Source organism: Paenibacillus mellifer (assembly GCF_023195895.1).
In the GTDB taxonomy this organism is placed as follows: Bacteria; Bacillota; Bacilli; order Paenibacillales; family Paenibacillaceae; genus Fontibacillus; species Fontibacillus mellifer.
Window position 1 is genome coordinate 377,501 of the sequence record NZ_JALPRK010000001.1, and the last position, 22,452, is coordinate 399,952.

Here is a 22,452-nt window from a genome sequence, read left to right on the forward strand (position 1 = left end):
TGCCTATGGCAAGAAGAGCAGTTGATCAGGAGTTGTCGAGAGAAAGAATTATGGAAGCGGCCCGGCACTTGTTCATTATCAAAGGGTACCGCGGGATTTCCATGAGGAGCATCGGTCAGCATTTGGGATACAGTCACGGCTCGCTTTATTATCACTTCAAGGAAAAAGCCGAGTTGTTTTATGCCATCGTGGTGAAAGATTTCGAGTCACTGACCCATCTGTGCGAGCAGGTGACCAAGCGGCCGCCTACCGACGGGCTGACCAAAGCGGAGCAGCTTATGCTGGAATTCATCAAATTCGGCTTGGAGCATCCGCACCAATACGAAATCATGTTTATGCTCAGGGACGAGGAAATATTGGCGTACTGTCGCAGCGAACAGGCCAAATGCTTCAATATGTTTGAGTCCATCATCCGCAGTTTTTTGCAGGAGGAGAGGCATCCACTGGAGAACAATCCGTCTCTTCCGCTCAGCATGTTTTTGGGTATGCATGGATTTATCTCTTACTACATCCAGGATCGGCTGACCTTTGAAGAGATTAAGCCGGCCGCTGTCGCGCACGTCAAAATGTTAAGCCACAGCATTTACCGCATAACGTCATAAGGCGTTTTTGTTTTCACTTCTCGCTTTATCCAATTACACCATTATTGCATCAATACTTTATAACACTAATTGACAAAACCGGTCCAACCCCGTCATAAATGTTCGGGGCAGGCCGGTTTTTTGTGTGACATTTGGAGAAAAAAAGCCGCCAAAACCGCTTGGCTACACCTTTTTTTCAGATTGACGGAATGCTTGGGGTTTGGTAATCTATTCTTATAAACAAATCCAAGTAAATTCATCAGAATATATAATAATTCAGTTCTTTCGAAACCGGAAAGGATGTGTGGTTTTGCATGCATGTAGAAGTGCGGAATTTAGATAAGCATTTTGGCAGCTTTCATGCCGTCCAAAATGTCAGTTTTGGCATCAAAAAGGGGCAATTGATCGGTTTGCTGGGACCTAGCGGGGGCGGCAAAACGTCGATCCTTCGCATGCTTGCAGGACTGGAGCAGCCGGATGGCGGGGAGATTCTGTTCCATGGGAAGCGGGTCAACGAGCTGGCGCCGCAGGATCGCGGAATCGGCTTTGTATTCCAGAGCTACGCTCTTTTTAAGCATATGACGGTATTCGATAATATTGCCTTCGGATTACAAGTGAAGAAGGTATCGAAGGCGGATACGCGGGCGCGGGTCATGGAGCTGGTCGAGTTGACGGGACTGCGGGGATTCGAGCATCGCTATCCGCATCAGTTGTCAGGGGGGCAACGCCAACGGGTTGCCTTTGCCCGTGCTTTGGCACCGCAGCCGCAGCTGTTGTTGCTGGATGAGCCGTTTGCCGCAATTGACGCCAAGATCCGCCAGGAGCTGCGTTCGTGGTTGCGGGAGTTGATCGAACGGGTGGGTATCACTTCGATTTTCGTCACCCATGACCAGGATGAAGCAATTGAAGTGGCCGACGAGATTATGATTATTAATCAGGGACGTCTGGAGCAAAAAGGGACGCCGTGGGATATCTACAAGGAACCGGAGACTCCGTTTGTCGCTTCATTTATCGGGCAATCGACGCTGGTGGAGCGTGCTGTTGACCTGAAGGGCTTCGAGGAGGAAAGCGGCGGGCCGGAGACGAAAGCCTTGATCCGTCCGGAATATATCGAAGTGGGCACCGATCACGAATTTACATTGTTGTCCGCAACTGCCCCAGGCATCGTGAAGCACCTGCACTTCCGAGGCAGCGAATGGCTGGTGGAGGTCGAGGTTGGCGGGCATACGCTGACGACGTTTCGCTCCCTGGAGAAGGAAACGTTGAAGGCGGGCCAGGAGGTGCGCGTCCTGGTGCACCGCGCCTATCTCTTCGACCAGGAGCGGAGCTGGATACTCGAGAATCCCCTGAAGCGCGATCCGCTGAGCGTGATGATTTAATATTGGCCCCCAAATACCGCTATTTTGGCGGGAAGAAAAAGAAGCCGCTGAATGGTTTTTCAGCGGCTTCTTTGCGTTCTCGTATTCGTTTACGCTCTCGACCGGACTTCCTGGCGCATGAACAGGACGTAGGACAAGCCAAAGCAGATCATCGTGGCAGCGAGCAGACCGGTCAGCTGCGGCCAGATCAGCAGCAGGCTTTGGCCCAGCGACAAAGGGCTGGCGATCGCTCCGACGAGCTGATCCATCGTCAGCGGTCCAAGGGCACGGACACCGGGCGAGAGCATCGTCGAGATCGTCTCCGAGAACAACTCCGTCGGGGACAGTCGATTCAGCGTCAGCACGAGATTCATCTGCCGCAGCTGAGCTTCCGGTGATGCCATCTGCGACACGGCCGTCGCGCTGTCGATCATGTTGATGATCATGCTGTAGAAGATGGTGAAGAACAACCAAATCGCGATGGACGACAACGCCGATGTCGCCGCCTGGCGGAAGCGAATCGAGAACAGGATCGACAAGCAAAGCCAGAAGCCGATGTAAACGACGGCGATGAGCAGAAAGATGAGGATGCGAGCAAACTCCTCTGGCGTCGGCGGATACCCGATCGTAAACAAGCCAAGCCCCATCACGAGCAAGCCGAGCGAAAATACGACGACAGCGATCATCGCCAAAGCGGAAATGAACTTCGCTTTGATGAAATCATCGCGGTAAATAGGCTGCGACAGCAGGCGGCCTAGGGTCCCTTTATTCCGTTCGGAGTTAACGGCGTCGAATCCGAGTGTAGCCCCGATCAGCGGTCCCAACCAGGACAGGAACGTGGAGAAGGAGGGAACCGCCAGCGCGGAGCTGGTTAAGGTATACATTTTCAGGAACAGAAACGTATCGCCCACTCCGCCGTCAGCCGCACTGCCACCCGATCGAATGGCCGTAGCGGCCGAATAAATCGAGCCGATGCAAGCCAGCACGATAATGCCCATCAGAATTCCGAAGCGCCAACTGCTCAAATGATCGCCGATTTCCTTCTGCACCATGACCCAAAAGGAGGAGGACGAGCGTTCCCGTGGCCGGTCCGCTTCGCCTGCGGGACGCAGCTCCGCCCACAATCTGCTTATGCGCTCCCGCCTTTCATTCAAGCGCAGCAGCTCCTTTAGTGTTCGGCTTTCGACTGCTTTGTTAGGCTGCATCATGGCTCACTCCTTCTTTCAAAATAACGATGATAAATGTCAACCAGTCCGTATTCTTTGCGGCGGATGTACACGAGCTCCGCATCCCCGTGAATGACGGCTTCGGCGATTTGGGCGGTAAGATCGCGATCACAAACTACGGTTGCAGTTACGCCGCGCTCATGATCATCGTCGCCTTGAACCGGGTATCGGATGTCGCGGACACCTTCCAAACCGGAGATCTGTCGGGCTAACTCCTCCGTCCAGCCTTTGGCGCCAACCTCCACATAGACATTGCCGACTGCATCCAGTTGCTTGGACAGAGACCGGATGTCGCCGGAGGCGATCAACCGTCCTTGAACGAACAAGCCGACGCGGTCGCAAATTTGCTGCACCTGATGCAGGTGGTGCGAGGACAGCAGCACTGTCAATTTCTCGTCACGGCTCAGCGAGGAGATGAGGGCGAGCAGCTCCCGCACCCCCTCGGGGTCAATCCCGAGTGTGGGCTCGTCGAGGATGATGACCTCCGGGTTTTTGATGAGCACATCGGCCAGACCCAAGCGCTGCCGCATCCCTCGGGAGAACGCTCCGACCTTTTTGCCGGCATTGTCCGCAAGTCCGGTTTTCTCCAGAAGCACTTTGGCACGCTGCAGAGCTTCTTGTTGCGATACGCCGTTCAGCCTTGCCGTGTACACGAGATTATCCAGCGCCGTCCGGTCCTCGTAGAACCCGACATCATCCGGCAGGTAACCCACCTTCCGCTTCACCTTAAGCGCCTCGCGCGTCGGATCGAATCCGCAAATTCGCGCCTGCCCCGAGGTGGGTTCAGTCAGTCCTAACATCATCAGGATCGTGGTGGTTTTCCCTGCGCCGTTGGGGCCAAGTAAACCAAATATCTCCCCGCGGGCGATGCTCAAGTTCAGATGGTCGACGGCTGTGGCCTCGACATATTTCTTCGTCAGCTGCATCAGCTCAACGACCGGACGTTCTCCGGTGGCCGATAGGGTGGGTGCCATATTTATACCGGTCTTAGTAACCATGGATTATCTTCTCCCGTATTTCCGGAACAGGTAGTAGATGCCGCCGCAAACTGCCAGTATGATGAGAACCCCCACCCATCCCCATAATACGGACGATTTCACGGTCACCCGCAAATCGGCGTTCGCACTTTTGTTTGCGGAGGAGGCGGTTAGACTGACTACGTAGTCCCCGGGGAGTGATTTTTTGCTCGACTTGATCGTGGCTTGAATCTGCTTGCTCTCGCCCGGGGCGATCGTTGTGATTGACGAAGGCTCGAAGGATACTTCCCAATCCGTCGGTGCGGACGAGGAGAAGGAAAGATCTTGCAGCTCGGCGGAACCGGTATTTTGAACGACGAAGGTCAACTTACGTTCGGAGCCCGCCCCTACGTCCGTGCTAAGCCGATCATCCGTCGTGGAAAATTTCATGTCGTACGACCCCGTCACGACCGCTTCGATTTTGGCGTTGGCTGTGGAATCGCCGCTTGTTGCCGCAATCGGGATTTCGTAGGTGCCGGCTTTGATTTGCTCCGGCGGCTTGACTTCAATCGTAATCGTCTTCTCGGCGGTCGGTTCGACTTCAACCGAAGTTACACTGTTGCCGTCCGCTTTGAAACGGACATCCCAGCCCTGTTCGACTTGCGCGCTGAAGGCATAGGTCTGCTTCTGCGTTGTCCGGTTGCGCAGCACGGCGCTGTACGTAAACGTGGAGTCGGAATGTCCTTCCATGTTCGCCTGGTCCAGGGTCAGCTCGGTTTTGAAGGTACCTTGCTCTGAAACGTTGACGACGAGTGGTAACGTGGCCTCATCCGCTTTGAGATTGAATACGTAGCGGCCCTTGTTGACTTGCAGGGGTACGTCAAGGTCGAGGTTGAAGGTTTGGGTCTCGCCGGCCTTTACCGCCAGTCGCGAGATCTCGCGTCCGCCTGCGGTTAATTCGTATGTCCAATCCTTGCTTTGCGTCTCCAAAGAGAGGTTGGCCGAAGCTGTACTGCTGCCGTGATTGACGAGATCGATCGTATAAGACACGGATTCGCCCGGCGCTGCGGACCATTCTAAGTAAGGTGAGTAGAGCTCCAGCGATCCGGCCGCCGAGGCTTTGCCACCCCCGGAAAGAGCACCGCCTATGGCCGTGATCAGGATGAGCAGCAGGAACGCCGCTTTTCGATAGGTTTGTTGAAACATCTCTTGTTCCCCCTATGAAAATTTTGATGGTTCATCAAGGGTACGCACGAAACGCCCCCATGGATTTATATAAGTCAAAAAAATTTTGGGGTTTTCAAGCGAATCCATTTTTGATAAAACGGGAGGTAAGAAGAGGAGAAAATTTTGCGGGAGGGACAAACATGGACCTGCAAAATGATGAGATGACCAGGCGGCTGCGCGAAATGTGCGACGGTTCGGTGTCGGCATTTGATACGTTCTACGCCTGTTATTTTCCTTTTGTCATGCAGGTGGCCTGCCGTCTGGTTGGGGAGCGGATGGAGGCCGAAGATATTTGCCATGAGGTGTTTCTGGAGGTGCTGCGGCGCGGGCAGGACTATGATCCGTCACGCGGTTCGATCAAGGCCTGGCTGGCGGTCATGACCCGCAGCCGCAGTTTGGACCGCTTGCGGCGCAAAGCGCGACTGCAGTATCCGGGCGACGAGGCGCTGCGCCGGGATGCGGTGGACGAAGAAGGCTCCGGTGAGAACGAAGCGTTGTCGCGGTTGGAGCGGGAGGCGCTCCGCACGGCGATTTACGGGCTGCCGGAACCGCAGAAGAAGGCGATTATGGGCTCCTATTTCGCCTTACAGACCCAACGCGAAATGGCGGAGGCTTGGAGCGTGCCAATCGGTACTGTGAAGTCCTGGGTGCGTTACGGATTGAATAATTTACGCAAGCAGCTGGAGAAGCAGGGCTGGGGAGAACCGCTGGAAGGAGGGAACGAGCATGAACGGGCAAGCCGGAGATAATATTCGCAACATCGGTAGTGCGGAACACGAGAGTGTATGCCTTCGGATGTATTCCGAGCAGGAGTGGATTGATTGGCTGCTGGGAACGCTGACGGAGGCGAAACACTCCGAAATGGCGAAACATCTGGACACCTGTAAGTTCTGCCTGGGGCAGAAAACATATTGGCAGGACGTCTTGGGGTTGGCTGGCGCTGATGCATCAGAGCTGGACATGCCGGGGAAGCCAACAGCCGGAGAGCCGGATCTGTCGCAAGTCATGTCAGCGGAGGGACCGAACTCGCCGGAACATGCTACCACTCCTTCCATGCCGCGCCATGACTCTTGGGCGGATGCCGTTCCTTCCGAGCGGATTCGGCGCAGCTTGCGTCGTCGGGTGAGAGTGATCGGGTGGCGGCGCCGGGCGTTACGTTTGCTGACGGTACGTTGGAAGTGGACCGTGTCGATGGCAGCAGCTCTCATGTTGCTGGTGGGCATGGGATACGCCTTGGATCACCTGAACCAGCCCGAGGCTGGCTGGGGTCATTATGTGCAAACGTACGAGCCGGAAGCGCTGCCGGTCCTGTCCAAGCCAGATACGATCTCTTATCCGATTGCGATGGGCCGTTTGGAGCCGGAGAACGGGAGGGTGTGGTACAACGCAGCCTCTCGGGAAATGCTCATGTTGGTTGGCGGGCTCGTCCCGGACAAAGGGCAGACGATCCGCGTCTGGATCGTGAAGGAAGGCGCACGCGACAGCTTGGGACTGCTGCAATATCATGCGAATCGGGCGCATTTGTACGTCAAGGATAGGACGCTAAATGTTGATGACGATCTGGAGCTGACGATTGAACCGATTTCTGGGTTGCAGGACATGAATAAAGTCCCGAATTCCATCTCGTTGGATTTGCTGGGACGATAAGTATACGGCGTATTTGACTTAGTCAACCTTCAGACTGGTTGGATGGCGGGAGCTTTCGACGTAAAAAATAGACAATGGGCTCGTCAGGAGGGAGACTTTTTCGGTATGGATCAGCTCGAGTTTATCGGAACCGGGGACGCCATGGGCGTTCCCAGGGTGTATTGCGATTGCGTGGTTTGCGGGGAAGCGCGAAGCACCAGCGGCGTGAACCGAAGGTATCGCGCTCTGGTCGCGGTTGAAGGCAATGAAGGCGGATTTTTAATTGATTGCGGCCCGGATTGGCGGTCCGGCATGGAGCGGCGGGGGCAGCGTTTTGCAGAGCAGATCCTGGTCACGCACGCCCATTTCGATCATATTGGCGGGCTGCCCGAATGGGCGGACGCTTGTCGCTGGCTGGGAAGAAGAGGACAGCTGTATGCACCGCAAGAGGTACTGGAGACGATCCTTCGGCAATATCCGTGGCTTGGCGGCCATTTGGATTTGCACGCCATCGGCGATGAGGGCATCGAGCTGGCTGGGTGGCGAATCCGCGCATGGAAGGTGTTCCACGGCAAAAACGGATTTTCGTATGCCTATCGCTTGGAGAAAGGCGGTTTCACCTGGGCCTATTGCTCCGATTCGATCGCTTTGCCGGAGGAACAAAAGGAGCCGTTACATGGTCTCGATCTGCTGGTGCTGGGCACGAGCTTTTATCACGAGACGGCGGAGTTCGCGACCCGGTCGGTGTATGATGTGAAGGAAGCGCTGGAGCTCCTGAACGAGGTCCGCCCGGCACAAACGGTGTTCACGCATCTGTCGCATGACATCGACCTACGCCGTGATTATGGATTGCCGGAGGGTGTGGAGTTTGCCGCAACGGGGTTGAGGGTGGCGCTGCAGACGGGGGAGTGATGGTGGGCTTGAGGATCATGTATGCGAAAATCGAATACAATTTGCCCTTTGCTGGTACTTTCTGCCGAATGTATGCGAAATTTCGAATACATTTCACCCACGACAGGTCACTTGGACCCAATGGATATGAAATTTCATACTTATTCACCCCAATCAGGTTCAAATGCCCTGAATCTATATGAAAAACCGAATAGATTTCGCAGATTGGAGCGTTAGCGGCAATTTATATGCGAAAAATCGACTTGATGTAAAAGAAAAGACTAACGGGAGGAACTCCGGTTAGTCTTTTTTCGCGCTAAACCTTCAACACAAACTGATCAATCACATGCTTCACGCCGTCCTCGTTGTTGCTCAATGTGACGAAGTCGGCGATGTCCTTCAACGCCGGGATGGCGTTGCCCATCGCGACGCCCAGGCCGGCGGCTTCCAGCATCTCATGATCATTCCACGAATCGCCGATGGCGATCGTTTGCGATAAGTCGCAGCCGAAATGATCCGCCAGGAAACGCAGGGCATGGCCTTTCGTACCTTCCGCATGCATGATTTCCAGGAAGTTCGGCTTGGACTTAGTGATATGAACGCCGTCTCCCAACAGCTCGCGTAGCTCCGGCGCGATTTGGTCCAGGTAATCGGGCTCGTCGATGATCAACATTTTCGGGGTCGGCTGGGCCACCAACTTGGCGAAATCCGGCTCCACGTAATACCGGGTCCGGTTCAGCGTGGTATAGTCGATCAGCTTCTGGTTCTCCTCGCGGGCGTACAGCTTGTCGTCGATATACGTTTGCAGGTGCAGGTTGCGCTCGATGCAATACTCGAACAGCTTGTGCGCCGCTTCCATCGGAACGTAACGCTCGTAGAGCACCTTTTCGTCCATCAGGTTCTTGACCAGTGCTCCTTGGTACGTAATAATCGGCACATTCAGCCCGGTCTGACGGGCAATAGCTTGGGCCGACGCATAGGCGCGGCCGGTAGCCAGGGTGACGACAACTCCCTTGGACACCGCTTGCTCCAACGCCTGCTGCGTTGCGGGAGTAACCTCTTTGTCGTCATTAATTAGGGTATCATCAATATCGATGGCAATCAGTTTATACATGGTTTCTCTCCTTTAAAAATGAATGATCTCTCTCTAACCGGCGGATTTCAATTCCGCCAGCAGCATACCGCCCAAGATGCACAAACAGCCGAGTCCGGCCGCCAAACCTAGTTGCTCCCCCCCGAAAAGCACGCCGGTCGCCGCGGCGAACACCGGTTCCATGGCAAAGATGACGGCAACCCGGGAGGGGCTGGTGAATTTCTGGGCTACCGTCTGAATCCAAAACGCGAACGCGCTGGTCGGTCCAATGGAAACGAGCAGTGCAAGCCATACCTCCGGCTGCATCAGTTGACCGGCCGTCTCGCTCCAGGAAGTCGAACGTTCAAACAGAAGCGAACCGGCCGCGCTAAGAACACCGACGACCAGCATCTGGAGCGAGGCTAAAGGAAGCGCCGGATAACGTGGAGCAAATACGCCGGTGTAGGCGACATGCAGTCCAAAGCCAATGGCGCATAAGAACACGAGAGCATCGCCGAGATTCAAAGCGAAACCCCGGGTGCCGGCGAACGCCAACAAATAGAGGCCAAGGGCGGCCAGAAAAGCACTGATCCAGGTGAAACGGGAAATGCGATGTTTTAGCAGCCAAAACGATAAAAAAGGCACGATGACGACCGACAAGCCTGTAATGAACCCCGCGTTCGAGGTGGAGGTATACAGCAAGCCGACCGTTTGAAACGAATAGCCTAGGAACAGGAACAACCCGAGCAGCGCGGCATGCCCCGCCATGCTCCAAGATAATTGCTTCCATTCGTGCCGATAAAACGCGGCGATGATCAAAGCGAGCAGCAGCGCCGCCCCGATAAAGCGGATGGCGTTAAAGGCCAGGGGCGGGAGCACTCGCACCGCGTGTTGAACAATCAAGAAGGTGCAGCCCCACATGAACGCGACGAACAGCAGGCCCATATCGGCCAAGCGGGTCCGGTTTATGGTGGGCTTTTTCAAAGATACAGCAGATTCGTTATTCCTCAAGGAAAACCAGTCCGATGAATTCGTCCAGCTCCAAATTGCCGAAGTAGTGCTTCACATCGACACCGCTTAACGCCGCGCGTACGGCCAAATCCTCATATTTCACGCCTCTCAGCTTGTCCTCGATATCCGCGACGTCGCCGACGCCAAAGAAATCGCCGTAGATCTTGATGTCTTGAATATGCCCGTCTTTGATGTTCATGCGGAGGTCGATGATGCCGACCGAGAACTTCTTCGCGTGCTTCACGTTGCTCTCCGGCGACAAACCGTAGTTCCAATCCCAGTTCTTATAGCGTTGCGCGGAAATCTCATGGATCTTCGTCCAATCCGCTTCCGTCAATTTATACTGAGGCACCGCGTTCGGCTCCATGCCGAAAATATGCCGCAGCAGCTCGGCGCGGAATTCCTCGATCGTCATTTTGCGGTCCAGGAAATCGATGATGTTGGCGACCCGGCTGCGCACGGATTTGGTGCTCTTCGATTTGAATTTCTCCGGATTGGCATGCAGCGATGCCTGTACGTTGTCGAGGTTCAGATTAAACATCAGCGTGCCATGGCTGAACATGCGGCCGCGCGTGGCGAATTGGGCGTTGCCGGAAATCTTTTGCTCCCCGACCTGAAGGTCGTTGCGCCCGGTCATTTCCGCATTCACGCCCAGTGATTTCAATGCCTGCACCACCGGCTCGGTAAACTTGCGGAAATTGTGGAACGATTGCCCGTCATCCTTGGTGATGAAGCTGAAGTTCAGGTTCCCCAGGTCGTGGTATACCGCGCCGCCTCCGGAAAGCCGTCGCACGACTTGCACGCCGTTCTCCTTGACGTATTCCTGATTGATCTCCTCGATGGTGTTCTGGTGCTTGCCGATAATGATGGAAGGGGCATTGATATAGAACAGCAAATAGCTGTCGTCCTCCAGCGGCAAATGTCTCAGGGCATATTCTTCGATGGCCAAATTGACGGACGCATCGGTAATACCTTCGTTATCAATAAACAGCATGGTTCTCCATCCTCCTATTTGCGGCCGGCCGCCTGAATCTCAGGCCCCGGTATATAGTCAAACACGCATACGATTTTATTGTAAACCAATTGGTGTCGAAACCAAAGGGGGAGCAGGGAGATTTGGTGAAAAAGAACCGAAAGCTTCCTTATTGACGGAAGGTGACCGGGAACAGATAATGGGGACACCTGAACTTTTTAGAACGAGTTTGAAAAATCCGTTCATTTTTGCATAGAGCGTAAGAAAAGAGGGATCAGTCATGGAATTGGAAGTTTACGGCCACGGCGGCGACCTGGTGACGGCTTCGGCCCGGTACGGCGTGGCGGCGGGGGAATGGACGGACTTTAGCGCCAACATCAATCCGCTGGGGCCGCCGCCGGGGCTGCTGGATGCCCTTCGGGAGGCGCTGCCGGACATTGTACGTTATCCGGATCCCGGTCATCGCAAGCTGGTGACGCAGTTGGCGTCCCGCCTTCAAGTGGAGGAGGAGACGCTGGCCGTTGGCAATGGGGCCGCGGAAAATATGGCTCTGGCGTTGCTCGGACTCGCCCCGAAGAGGGTCGGGGTGGTGGAGCCTTGCTTCTCCGAATACCGCACGCTTTCGGAGCAGTTTGGCGCTCGGGTGCTGTCGGTGTTCGGAACGGAGGAGCAAGCCTTTCGGGCAGCGCCGGAGGATATCGAAGGGCTGATCCGTGAGACGGATTTGACGTTCATCGGGCAGCCCAACAACCCGAACGGGGTGCAGTACGGGATGGACGAGCTTCGGCGGTTCGCCGCGGCCGGAGAGCGACACGGCACGTACGTGGTGGTGGACGAGGCGTTTATCGACTTTATTCCGGAGTCGGAGCGCCGGACACTGCTGCCGGAGCTGGGGGAATATCCGCATCTCATTCTGATCCGGTCGATGACGAAGTTTTACGCCATTCCGGGCCTCCGGCTAGGTTACGCGATCGCGCATCCGGAGACGGCCCGGCGCATGCGGGACAAGCAGGTGACCTGGAGCGTCAATTCGCTGGCTTTGTTGGCGGGAGAGTATTGCTTAGGGGCAGATGCTTCGTACGAGCTGGCGACATTGGCATTGGTGAAGCGGCAGCGCGATCGGCTGATGGGAGAACTAACGCGGCTGGGCTGCCGCAACTGGCCGGGAGAAGCGAACTTCCTGCTCGTCCGGCTGCCGGAGCCTTGGACGGCCGAAGCGATGCAAACCGCATTGGGACGGCGCGGAGTATTGGTGCGCAGCTGCGCGATGTACCCGGGGCTGACGAACCGGGACATCCGCTTGGCAGTGAAGGATGAACCGGCCTGCGGCAAGCTGCTGCGGGAGTTAGAAGCGGTGATGGGAGGAAGGGAAGAATGAGGACGGAGATGCCTTTTGCGGAGGCGCAGCCGGGTGTAGCTTATCTATCCGAAGCCTGGCCCGGCTTGAAGCTGGAATTGGGGGAGCGCCATTTGCTGCTGGAGGCGCCGCAGGCGATGGACGGCCTGAGCAGCGCGGTATATGGCGGCGGCTTCAGTCAGCTGCGCCGCATGGTCAACATTTACGTTGACCGGAAATACCGCTGCGACGATCCTGCGAGAGATATCGTAGAACTGCTAGGGCAGTGGGGTCACCCGGCTGAAGGAACAGCCGGGCTGTTGACGGCGGTGCCGATGCGCTATGCGGCGGTGGCGGAGGAGCGGGTCGACGATTTCGCCGTCTTCTGCTGCGTCACGGCAGGGGCTTCGAACGCCGCGCGGGCCGGCGTTCAGCGGACGACGTTCCCGGCTTCATGGACGCCGGGAACGATCAATGTGCTGCTGGCCGTGGACGGACGGCTGACGCCGGCGGCGATGGTCAACGCCGTGATGACGGCGACGGAGGCCAAGACGGCCGCGCTCAGCGATCTCGGCGTGCTGGACGCCGAGAACGGGCTTGCGGCCACCGGCACCACGACCGACGCGGTCGCGCTTGGCGTGAGTCAGCGGGCCGACTGGCCGCTGCTGCACGCGTACGCGGGCACCGCGACGGACCTGGGCGGCACGGTGGGCCGCCTGGTGTACGCCGCCGTAGGCGCGTCGCTGCGCGCGGCGGCGGCAGGCGCGGGCGCGGGAGCACGTCGGTGATGGCGGCGTGGTGGGTGTTGCCGGTCGCGTATGCGCTCGACCGGCTGCTCGGCGATCCGCGCTGGCTTCCCCACCCGGTGGTGGGGATGGGCAAGGCGATCGCCGCGCTCGAGGCGGCCATCCGCCGCCTCGTTCCGCCCCGCCGCTACCGGGTGGCGGGGGTGCTGCTGCCGCTGGTCGTCGCCGGCGGCGGCTTTGCCGTGACCTGGGCGCTGCTGTGCCTGCTGGCCCAGGTCAGCCCGTGGCTGGCGGCCGCAGTGGAGGCCGCCCTTATCTGGACGACGATCGCCGCCAAAGGCTTGCGCGAGGCGGGCATGGACGTGGCCGGGCACCTGCTGCGCGGTGACCTGCCCGCCGCCCGCCGCGCGCTCGGCATGATCGTCGGACGCGACACGGCGCTCCTGGATGCGCCGGAAATCACCCGCGGCGCCGTCGAAACCGTCGCCGAGAACATCGTCGACGCTGTCGTGTCGCCGCTTGTTTATGCCCTGCTGGGCGGCGCCCCGCTGGCGATGGCGTACCGGGCGGTGAACACCCTCGATTCGATGGTCGGCTATAAGAACGACAAATACATCGATCTCGGCTGGGCTTCCGCCCGGTTGGACGATATCGCCAATTACATCCCCGCGCGGCTGACAGCGCTGCTGCTCTACATCGCAGCATGGGCCTTGCGGCTGGATGCCCGCGGCGCGCGGCGAATGGTGCGCCGAGATGCCGCCAAGCATCCGAGCCCGAACAGCGGCTATCCGGAAGCGGCGGTAGCGGGGGCGCTGGGCGTGCGTCTTGGCGGCGAAAATTCTTATCACGGCGTCGTGTCGTTCCGCGCCTATATGGGCGACAAGACTCGAGAGCTGGCGCCCGTAGACGTCGCGAAGACGGCGAAGCTGATGTTCTGGGCAGCGAATGCAACGGTGATCGTAGGAACGGCGATCTGGATCGCGATTACCGGTCATTGGGTTTGGATTTAGTCCTTGGGAGGTGAACGAACGATGATCAACGTGGAATGGTGGCTGGTTCGGCACGGTCTGACAGCCTGGAATGCCGAACGCCGGTATCAAGGGAACAGTGATCTCCCCCTGCTGCCGGGTGAAGCATCGGGCTTGGCCGAGCTGCGCCGGGAACTGGCGGGGTTGAGCTTCGCCGCGGTTTACACCAGCGATTTGCGGCGCTGCCGGGAAACGCTGGCATGGGTCCGTCAGGACCTAATAGACGGCGCGCAACATGACGCTCGACTGCGAGAAATAAATTTCGGCCGGTGGGAAGGCCAGACCTATGAGATGCTCAAGGATGAGGAGTCCTACCGTGCCTGGCTAGACGACCCACAGACCGTAACGCCACCTGACGGCGAATCGTGGCAGACCTTCCAAGCACGTGTCTCGGAAGTGTGCGGGGAGTTACTCGCACATACTGAAGCTTTGGCCGGAGCAGGTCAAGCCAACGTCCGATTGCGGGGGTCTACCTCCCTGCCGTCAACGATTCGATGGCATCCGCCTTCGGCGCTAACCCCATCACAGCCCCCTGAACCCATCCGTTTGCTCATCGTCACCCATGGCGGCGTAATCTCGATGTTATGTTCTCTGTTGCAGCCAGGTTTAGGTTTCTGGGATACCCGGGTTGGGCCGGGCGGCGTTCAACGTTTGTATTTTCCGGGGCAAGGAGAACCTGAGGGGGAGAAGGGGGAGTTCGATGCATGAACCTGAGATGAAGTTGAAGCTAAGCGTGCTGGATTTGGTCCCCAGGCTGCCGGGGACTGCGGTTGAATCGGCGCTCGATCATGCGATCCGATTGGCCCGGCAAGCGGAAGATCTGGGATATCTAAGGTACTGGACGGCGGAACATCACGATATGGAGGGTCTGGCCAGCTCGGCGCCGGAGGTGCTGCTGGCCGCTATTGGAGCGGCTACCCGACGATCCGACTTGGATCAGGTGCCGTATTGCTGCCGCATTACAGCCCGCTGAAGGTAGCGGAAAACTTCCGGCTGCTGGCGGCTCTGTATCCGGGGCGTATCGACCTTGGGATCGGGAGAGCTCCCGGCGGGGAGGCGCACGCTGCTATGGCGTTAAGCGGCAATTTCCTGGAACGGGTAAGCCGTTATCCGCAGCTCGCCAAGGATCTCTCTGAGCTGCTTGCGGATCGTTACCGCTACGAGGATCATCCCGTTACCGCAAGGCCAATTCCTCAGCTCCCGCCGGAACTGTGGATGCTTGGTACAAATGTCAAAAGCGCAAGTTATGCGGCCGAGCTCGGGACGGGTTACGTCTTTGGCCAATTTATGAGCGACAGTGACGGATCCGAGATCCTGCGTACCTACCGCGAAGCCTTTGGCCCTTCCGTTCACCGCCCCGAGCCATCCGCCATGCTTGCCGTGAGCGTGGTTTGCGCGGAGACCGAAGAACGGGCAAAAACCCTGGCAGCGAAGGCGGCCGAAGGTTTCCGCGCCCGTGGAGGTTCGCCTTACCAAGGGTTTGTCGGGACAGGACAGCAAGTCCGCGAACAGCTGCAGAATCTGCAGCGTGAGTGTCTTAACGACGAGTTTTTGATCGTCTCGCCGATCCCAGATTACGAGGAACGGCTGCTTTCCTATCGGCTTCTTGCCGAACTGTGCTGCTGATGATATGTTGCAGAATGTACAACATTTTACCGTGATCCACCGGGGTTCTGGCTTAAATGTTGCAGAAAGTGCAGCATTTTTGCGACAGAACGCCCGATTTACTGTGGAATGTTGTACAAAATGCAACATTATGAGGTCGGCAACCCAGTGCCGGCCATTAATGTTGCAGAAATTGCAACATTAGTTAAGCCCCCGCGCATCCCTCCCCCGCCCCCCCATTCCCAATTCCAAGGAAACAGGGGAATTTCTACATACCTAAAAAAAACCAACCGGATATCCAAAGTTCGCGCCTTGTTGAAAGCGCTTAAAGGCGAAATAATGAGTTTATCCTAAACACAGGGGGCATGATTCAATGGTCAATAAGAAGCTATGGAAGAGAACTTCGGCAATCGCTTTAACCGCCGTGCTGGCGCTGAGCTTGTCGGCTTGCGGAGGAAACGCGGCGAAGAACAATGCAGCGGCGAACGAGCCGGCCGGGAACGGGGCGAACAGCGGGAGCAGCGGTGAGAAGATCACCATTACGTTCCAGAACATTTATCCAGACCCGGCTACTCCGTCTTATAAAACGATCCATGCGCTGGTCGAAGAATATGAAGCAGCACATCCTAACATTCATATCGAGCTCGACACGTTGAATACTGACCAGCAGAAAATCAAGCTCAAAACGCAAGCCGCTTCCAAAGAGGTTCCGGATATTACGATCGTAAACCCGGCTGCGCAAATGAAACCGTTCGTGGATGCCGGTCTGCTGGCACCGCTGAACGATATGCTGGACCAAAACGGCCTGAAGGACACGTACCAAGCGGGATTGTTGGATTACTACAGCTTTGACGGCAACGTGTATGCCCTGCCGGACGGCAACAATATCGAAGTGGTTTATTACAATAAGGAACTGTTCGAGCAAGCCGGTATCACGAAGACACCTGAAACCTTCGACGAGTTCCTGGCTGATGTGAAAATATTCAAAGAAAAAGGCATCACCCCGCTGGCGATCGGGGAGAAGGACTCCTGGACCGGTTCGTTCCTGTTCATGAACATCCTGCTTCGCACGAACGGCGGTCCGGGCTTCCTGCAAGACGTGATGGACGGCAAGAAGACGTTTGAAGATCCGGCCTTCATCGAAGCCGTCGACAAGTTCCAAGAGCTGGTGCAAGCCGGCGCGTTCCCGGACGGCGCAACCTCCATTGACGCAACGGCTGGCGGCAACATCTTCAAGTCGGGTCAAGCGGCGATGTGGGTGATCGGTTCCTGGGAGACAGGCGCCATCGATGCTTCGTCTGTAGCTGGCAAGGTTGGCGCATTCCAATTCCCAACCGTGAACGGCAAAGGGGATCCAAACGAGTTCATGCTCGCACCGGGCAGTGCGTTTGCAGTATCGGCGAATAGCGAGCATTTGCAGGAAACGAAGGATTTCCTGAACTTCTTTACGCTGAACTTCCCGAAGAAGCAATTTGAGAACAAAAACGCCGTAGGTCTCGGCCAAAAAGTCGATGGCGACCTGAAAGCAGCCGGTTACTCCGACCTCGCTATTAACGTGGCTGAATTGTTCAACCAAGTGAAGGGCGGCGACCTGGCGTTCGACAACACGATGAATCCGGCAACGGCGCAAGTACACCTGAGCAGCATCCAAAACCTGTTTGTACAGAAAGTGGAATCCGCTCAAGTTGCCAAAGAACATCACACCGCCTTCGAAGCCAATAAGCAATAATGAACTAACCCTAACGTAACAATTCTAAAAAGTTACCTTTCCATCGATGCGAAGTAGCCTTATGAGCATTCGTGCTAGAGCGCTTCTTCGCATCGCATTTCTATTGGGGGGCGGAGAGATGAAAGTACTGAAGGTGCCCGCACGCACAATAGCCGTCTTCGTATTGCCTTGTCTGTTGTTGTATGTGTGCCTGGTGTTTGTTCCGATACTCGTATCATTTGGGACCAGCTTGTTGAATTGGGACGGGATCACCACCGCGAAATTTACGGGGTTGTCCAACTTCCGCGACATGTTCTGGAATGATCCGGTCTTCTGGCCGTCGGTCCGGAGAACGTTGCTTTATGCGGTCGCCTCCATGCTGGAGATTCCGCTTTGCTTGTTTTTTGCCATATTGCTCAGCCGTTATTTGAAGAAAGGGAATACGCTGGCATCGATTTATTTTACGCCGGTGATTTTGTCGGTCGTTATTATCGGACAACTTTGGAAAACCATCTATAACCCGACCTCGATGGGCGGGATGTTGAACGGGGTGCTTATTGCTCTCGGACTGGACAGTTGGACGCATAACTGGTTGACCGAGCCGAAGATCGCCATGTTTAGCTTATATTTCGTATCGCTGTGGCAGTATTTCGGTTACCACCTGTTGATCCAATACACCGGGGTGCAGAACATTCCGGACGAAATTTATGAAGCTGCGAAAATCGACGGGGCGGAAGGTTTCAAAGCAGACCGTTACATCACGATGCCGCTGATCGTCCCGATCTTTAAAATATCGATCGTCCTGGCGTTTATCGGATCCCTGCAGGCGTTTGACCTCGTGATGGTCATGACGGCCGGCGGTCCGGCGCATGCAACGGATGTCATCTCTACGCATATGTACAACAGCTCGTTCCTGTCCTTGAAGTACGGGTACGGCAGCGCGATTGCCACGTTCTTGGTCCTGTTGTGCCTCGTTTGTACGGCGATCATCAATTCCATCTTCAACAAGCTTGAGAAAAAATACAGCTAGCCAAGGAGGCGAGGTCCATGCGCAAAATCAAAAAAGGAGTCGTATACCTGCTCTTTGCGATTCCGGTTGTCACTCAGCTGTACCCGCTGTTGTGGCTGCTGCTGTATTCCTTGAAGACGAATGAGGAGATCATGAGCGGAATCTTCTTCGCTTTGCCAAAGGCGCTGCAGTGGCACAACTACAAGGACGCTTACGAGTCTGGCAGCTATTTGAAATACTTATCCAACAGCGTGATGGTCACCGCGATCACGATGATCTGCGTCATCCTCCTCAGCTCGATGGTGGCTTACGCGATTTCGCGGTTCCGCTGGAGGTACGGCGGCTTAGTCATGACCGTCTTTCTGATGGGGATGATGATCCCGATGCAGGCCACGCTGCTGCCTCTGATGGTGATTTTCAAAAACGTGGATATTCTCAATACCCACCTGTCGCTGATCTTGCCGTATATCGCTTTTTCCACCCCGATCGCCGTGTTTATCCTCAGCGGATTCATGAAGAGCATCCCGGCGGAAATCGAAGAGTCGGCTTTTATCGACGGAGCGAGCATTTACCGGATCTTCCGCAGCATCATTATCCCGGTGTCCGTGCCGCCGATGATGACGGTGTGTATTTTGACCTTTATTACGATTTGGAACGAGTATATCTTGGCTGCGACCTTCATTTCTTCCGAGAAGTTGAAGACGTTGCCGTTTGGGGTATATACATTCGTCAGCCAATATTCCGTGAACTATGGGGCGATCGGCGCTTTCCTCGTGCTGGGTGCGCTGCCGGTCATTCTGATTTATTTCTTCCTGTCGAATCAAATTACGAAAGGGATGGTTGCGGGGGCTGTCAAAGGTTAAAGGGATCATCTTGCAAAATAGGAAAGCGGACTTATAATGGAGGAGCAGCAGGACACGAGGATGGGAGGGGGAAAACAGTTGCGAAACGGCTTTCATTCCATCAACCATCTTTTGTTTTTGCTGTTTCTTTTTTGCATGTCGGGCATTTTGCTGATTGTCAGCTTGCTTTACTATAACCGGACCACCGAGCAATATCACGAGAAGATCAGCGACCTGTCGCAAAAAAACGTGGCTCAAACCGCCGGGCTGTTCAGCCTGCTGTACGAAGGGTACGACAGCTTGTCCAAGTCGATCACGAACAATTTCGAAATGATCCGCCTGCTGAACGAGAAAACCGACGAGCCAGCGATCGCTTATATTAATGAGCAATCGATTACGAACATTATTGGGGCGATTTTTTATTCGCGCGACGATTTGGTAGGTATCCATGTCATCACCAACCGGGGGAAAATCTATAATTACGGCAACTCGATGAATGTGCTCGATTCAAGCTATCCGAAGGAAGAATGGTATCAACAGCTTCGCGATTCATCGGGGAAGCTGGTGTGGCTGGGTGTGTATGCGCATTCACTGATCGATTTGAACGAAGACAGTCCGGTATTTGCTTTTGGCAGGCAAATTTACGATTTGAATGAACACAAGCCGATCGGGGTTGCTCTCTTTGAGGTGAACCCCGGGCCTGTGCTGGATGCCTTAGATAATTTGAAGCTGGGCGAGCATAGCGAGGTCTATCTGATCAACCAGCAGAGTCAGGTCGTCTCGTCGCTGACCGAGCCGGTACCGGTGCTGCCAAACCTCCCCAAGCTGGAGTCGTCCCGCGATTTGGTGGTGGAGCAGAAGGACTCCGGAATTACGGTTGCGTCCCGTCTGCCTTTCTCCGACTGGTCGGTCGTCAGCATCACGCCGCGCCAAGATTTGAACGTCGAGCTGGTGGAGACGAAACGGTATTTGCTCATTGTGATCTCGATCCTGATCATCGTGTCCGCCGTCGTCGCAAGTCTGGTGTCCCGGACGTTCTCGAAGCCGCTAAAGCAGCTGATCCGCGAGATGAAACAGGTGGAGATCGGGAATTTTCGGGGGATGGTGAATGTCTCATCCTACCAGGAGATCAACATTCTCGTCGCTTCGTTTAACCGGATGGTTAGCCGGATCGAGGAGTTGATCGAGCGGGTCAAAGTCTCCTCGGTCAGCGAGAAAAATGCCGAGCTGCATGCACTGCAGTCGCAGGTGAACCCGCATTTTTTGTATAACACGCTGGACATGATTTACTGGCTGCTCGACGAGAAAGAGAACGACCGCCTAGGCGAGCTCATCTTGTCATTGTCTTCGATGTTCCGCTACAGCAGCGAGTGGAAAGACGGGGCCAAGGTTACGTTACGCGAAGAGCTGGAGCAGATTCATCATTATTTGACGATCATCTTGATCCGGCTGGAGGGCCGGCTGCGGGTGGAAACGTCGGTTGACGAGCGCTGGTTGGATATCCGGTTGCCGAAGATGACCGTTCAGCCGATCATCGAAAACGCCGTAAAATACGGACTCGAATCCTTGAAACGACAAGGCGTGCTTAAACTGTATACGCTGGAGGTCGGGGACGTGCTCAAGATCATCGTGGAGGACAACGGCAATGGGATGAATGCCGAGCGGCTGGCTTGGCTTAAACAGTCGTTGAACCGGCAAATCCCAAAAGAGTCGGGTACGGGCAGCAGCGGCATCGGCCTGCAGAACCTGCATCGCCGTATCCAGCACATGTTCGGCGAACGTTACGGTCTGGAGATCGAGAGCGTTCCCGATGAAGGAACCAAGGTAGCCGTCATGCTGCCGCTTCCTATGGAAGGAGACGTTTCAAAGTGAATATTCTGATTGCCGACGACGAACGGGCGATTCGCGAAGGGATCAAGCGGACGATCAAACGGATCTATCCGGAATATGCGGTGGATTTGGCGGAAGGTGCGGAAGATGCGGTCAAGCTGATGGGAGAGAAGCGATTTGACATCGTGCTGACCGATATTTTGATGCCGGGGATGAACGGACTGGAATTCATGCGGATCTCCAAACGCAAGTTTCCTCAGGTCAAGTGGGTGGTCATCTCGGCCCACAGCGAATTTGCCTACGCCCAAGAAGCGGTGCGGCTGGGGGCAAGAGATTACCTGCTGAAACCGATCGGGAAAACCCGGCTGCAGGAGATTATCGGCACCCTGGCGGCGGAAATCCGCGAGGAGGGCGAGCTGATCAAGGAAGAGGAACTTTTGAAAGCCAATTTGAAATATTTGCGCGAAGGCGTGTTTCAGCGGCTGGCCTCCGGCCTGGACATCGGGAATCTGGACCTGACTCCGTTTATGGAGGACCATCTCAGTTTTTATTTGATGATGGTCCAGATGGATGCCGGGGACAAAAGCGTGCGGCTGGAGCATTTCATCGTGGAGAATGTGCTGTCCGAGCTGATCGAGCGGCATGGGCGGGGGTTTGTCGTCAGCTACGACCGCCAAAGTCTGCTGGGATTGATTACGCCGCGGGATCCGGAACGGATCGGCCAGTTTCAAGACGAAGTGAAGGCACACATGAAGCATTATTTGAAGGTGCCTTTCCAGATCGTCCACTCGGGCTTGAACAACGATTTCAAGGCCGTGCCGCAGGTGGTCATGCGCATGAAGCAGGCTTCCGATTCGCCGGTTACCTTGCTGGATGCGCCGAAGGGCAGCGGGGAGAAAGCGATCGACGTCGCCTTGCAATTCATCAAGGAGCACTACAACGAGGATATTTCCCTGGAAAAGGTCGCTTCGATCGTCTATCTGAATCCGGCCTATTTCAGTCAGCTGTTCAAGCAGAAGGTTGGGCTCGGCTACAAGGAGTACGTCACCTCGCTCCGCCTGGAGCAAGCGAAGCAGCTGCTGCTGAACCCGAAGCTGAAGGTCGCGGAGATCGCCGAATACATTGGGTATCAGGACATGCGTCATTTTACGCAAATGTTCCGCAAGAAATATCACGTGACGCCTAACGAATACCGCCAGCAGCAGAACATTAATATTTTGCTGGCCAGCGGCGGAACGAAGGAGTCGCAGGTGAAGTGACAAACGGGATTGCTAGGACTGTCGGGATTGCTGCTTTCGTGCTCTTGACCAAAAACCTGCAATTATACATCTTTTTTCGTGGAATAGACTGTCCTGGAGAAAAAGCCTGCAAAAATACAGTTTTTTTCGTGTCATAGATGGAAATCGGCCTGTTGGCCGCAAAAGCCT

General features: G+C 55.7%; 20 protein-coding genes and 1 pseudogene. 15 read left to right on the forward strand and 6 right to left on the reverse strand.

Translation table 11 applies throughout. The features are described 5' to 3' along the window. Positions 1–5: 5 nt before the first annotated feature. Positions 6–602 carry a TetR/AcrR family transcriptional regulator gene (locus M0651_RS01665; protein ID WP_248550103.1) on the forward strand — a complete coding sequence of 199 codons (597 nt, stop codon included), beginning with the start codon at positions 6–8 and terminating at the stop codon, positions 600–602. A 293-nt stretch (positions 603–895) separates the two neighbouring features. Next, a complete protein-coding gene (locus M0651_RS01670; protein WP_248550104.1) occupies positions 896–1,960 on the forward strand; it encodes a sulfate/molybdate ABC transporter ATP-binding protein in 1,065 nt (354 codons plus the stop codon). 89 nt (positions 1,961–2,049) lie between these two features. On the opposite strand, the gene M0651_RS01675 is transcribed toward M0651_RS01670, so the two are convergent. Genes M0651_RS01675 through M0651_RS01685 form a run of 3 tightly spaced genes read right to left on the reverse strand, consistent with a single transcriptional unit; the run spans position 2,050 to position 5,327 of the window. After that, the gene (locus M0651_RS01675) at positions 2,050–3,147 is read right to left on the reverse strand and encodes an ABC transporter permease (protein WP_248550105.1); all 1,098 of its coding nucleotides are present in this window, start codon (positions 3,145–3,147) and stop codon (positions 2,050–2,052) included. Next, on the reverse strand, positions 3,144–4,163 hold the full coding sequence (locus M0651_RS01680; protein WP_248550106.1) for an ABC transporter ATP-binding protein: 1,020 nt from the start codon (positions 4,161–4,163) through the stop codon (positions 3,144–3,146). The genes M0651_RS01675 and M0651_RS01680 overlap by 4 nt, the downstream gene beginning before the upstream one ends. A 3-nt stretch (positions 4,164–4,166) precedes the next feature. Further along, positions 4,167–5,327 carry a COG1470 family protein gene (locus M0651_RS01685; protein ID WP_248550107.1) on the reverse strand — a complete coding sequence of 387 codons (1,161 nt, stop codon included), beginning with the start codon at positions 5,325–5,327 and terminating at the stop codon, positions 4,167–4,169. 161 nt (positions 5,328–5,488) lie between these two features. Between M0651_RS01685 and M0651_RS01690 the strand changes: the two genes are divergently transcribed. The 3 genes from M0651_RS01690 to M0651_RS01700 all read left to right on the forward strand — a co-directional run bounded on the left by M0651_RS01690 (position 5,489) and on the right by M0651_RS01700 (position 7,886). Next, positions 5,489–6,097: an RNA polymerase sigma factor gene (locus M0651_RS01690; RefSeq protein WP_248550108.1), complete on the forward strand. Its 609-nt coding sequence runs from the start codon at positions 5,489–5,491 to the stop codon at positions 6,095–6,097. Beyond that, complete coding sequence (locus M0651_RS01695; RefSeq protein ID WP_248550109.1) at positions 6,075–6,995, forward strand: anti-sigma factor; 921 nt, start codon at positions 6,075–6,077, stop codon at positions 6,993–6,995. Before M0651_RS01690 ends, M0651_RS01695 begins: the two co-directional genes overlap by 23 nt. Before the next feature lie 105 nt (positions 6,996–7,100). Further along, positions 7,101–7,886, forward strand: a complete 786-nt coding sequence (locus M0651_RS01700; protein ID WP_248550110.1) for an MBL fold metallo-hydrolase — start codon at positions 7,101–7,103, stop codon at positions 7,884–7,886. 295 nt (positions 7,887–8,181) lie between these two features. Here the strand turns inward: M0651_RS01700 and M0651_RS01705 are convergent, their stop codons facing one another. From M0651_RS01705 to lplA, 3 genes are read right to left on the reverse strand one after another with little or no spacing between them, the layout of a single operon-like run. After that, complete coding sequence (locus tag M0651_RS01705) at positions 8,182–8,979, reverse strand: Cof-type HAD-IIB family hydrolase (protein WP_248550111.1); 798 nt, start codon at positions 8,977–8,979, stop codon at positions 8,182–8,184. A 33-nt stretch (positions 8,980–9,012) separates the two neighbouring features. Then, positions 9,013–9,906: a DMT family transporter gene (locus M0651_RS01710; protein WP_248550302.1), complete on the reverse strand. Its 894-nt coding sequence runs from the start codon at positions 9,904–9,906 to the stop codon at positions 9,013–9,015. Positions 9,907–9,937: 31 nt separating this feature from the next. Beyond that, complete coding sequence (lplA, locus tag M0651_RS01715) at positions 9,938–10,942, reverse strand: lipoate--protein ligase (RefSeq protein ID WP_248550112.1); 1,005 nt, start codon at positions 10,940–10,942, stop codon at positions 9,938–9,940. A gap of 259 nt (positions 10,943–11,201) precedes the next feature. On the opposite strand from lplA, the gene M0651_RS01720 reads away from it, so the two are divergent. The 10 genes and pseudogenes from M0651_RS01720 (at position 11,202) to M0651_RS01765 (ending at position 22,284) form a co-directional block, all read left to right on the forward strand. Beyond that, on the forward strand, positions 11,202–12,299 hold the full coding sequence (locus M0651_RS01720) for a pyridoxal phosphate-dependent aminotransferase (protein ID WP_248550113.1): 1,098 nt from the start codon (positions 11,202–11,204) through the stop codon (positions 12,297–12,299). Then, entirely contained in the window at positions 12,296–13,045 is a 750-nt protein-coding gene (locus M0651_RS01725) for an adenosylcobinamide amidohydrolase (RefSeq protein WP_248550114.1), read from the forward strand. The genes M0651_RS01720 and M0651_RS01725 overlap by 4 nt, the downstream gene beginning before the upstream one ends. Beyond that, on the forward strand, positions 13,045–14,013 hold the full coding sequence (gene cbiB / locus M0651_RS01730; protein ID WP_248550115.1) for an adenosylcobinamide-phosphate synthase CbiB: 969 nt from the start codon (positions 13,045–13,047) through the stop codon (positions 14,011–14,013). The genes M0651_RS01725 and cbiB overlap by 1 nt, the downstream gene beginning before the upstream one ends. 21 nt (positions 14,014–14,034) lie before the next feature. Beyond that, positions 14,035–14,739, forward strand: a complete 705-nt coding sequence (locus M0651_RS01735; RefSeq protein ID WP_248550116.1) for a histidine phosphatase family protein — start codon at positions 14,035–14,037, stop codon at positions 14,737–14,739. Next, positions 14,732–15,657: pseudogene (locus M0651_RS01740) on the forward strand (LLM class flavin-dependent oxidoreductase). The gene M0651_RS01735 and the pseudogene M0651_RS01740 overlap by 8 nt, the downstream one beginning before the upstream one ends. A gap of 352 nt (positions 15,658–16,009) precedes the next feature. Further along, positions 16,010–17,365 (forward strand): sugar ABC transporter substrate-binding protein, encoded by a 1,356-nt coding sequence (locus tag M0651_RS01745; protein ID WP_248550117.1) that lies wholly within the window; start codon positions 16,010–16,012, stop codon positions 17,363–17,365. A 118-nt stretch (positions 17,366–17,483) separates the two neighbouring features. Further along, positions 17,484–18,374 (forward strand): carbohydrate ABC transporter permease, encoded by an 891-nt coding sequence (locus tag M0651_RS01750; protein WP_248550118.1) that lies wholly within the window; start codon positions 17,484–17,486, stop codon positions 18,372–18,374. Between the two features lie 17 nt (positions 18,375–18,391). Then, positions 18,392–19,216 (forward strand): carbohydrate ABC transporter permease, encoded by an 825-nt coding sequence (locus M0651_RS01755; protein WP_248550119.1) that lies wholly within the window; start codon positions 18,392–18,394, stop codon positions 19,214–19,216. A gap of 78 nt (positions 19,217–19,294) precedes the next feature. Then, a complete protein-coding gene (locus M0651_RS01760) occupies positions 19,295–21,067 on the forward strand; it encodes a cache domain-containing sensor histidine kinase (protein ID WP_248550120.1) in 1,773 nt (590 codons plus the stop codon). Next, positions 21,064–22,284 carry a response regulator gene (locus M0651_RS01765; RefSeq protein ID WP_248550121.1) on the forward strand — a complete coding sequence of 407 codons (1,221 nt, stop codon included), beginning with the start codon at positions 21,064–21,066 and terminating at the stop codon, positions 22,282–22,284. The genes M0651_RS01760 and M0651_RS01765 overlap by 4 nt, the downstream gene beginning before the upstream one ends. The last annotated feature ends 168 nt before the right edge of the window (positions 22,285–22,452 follow it).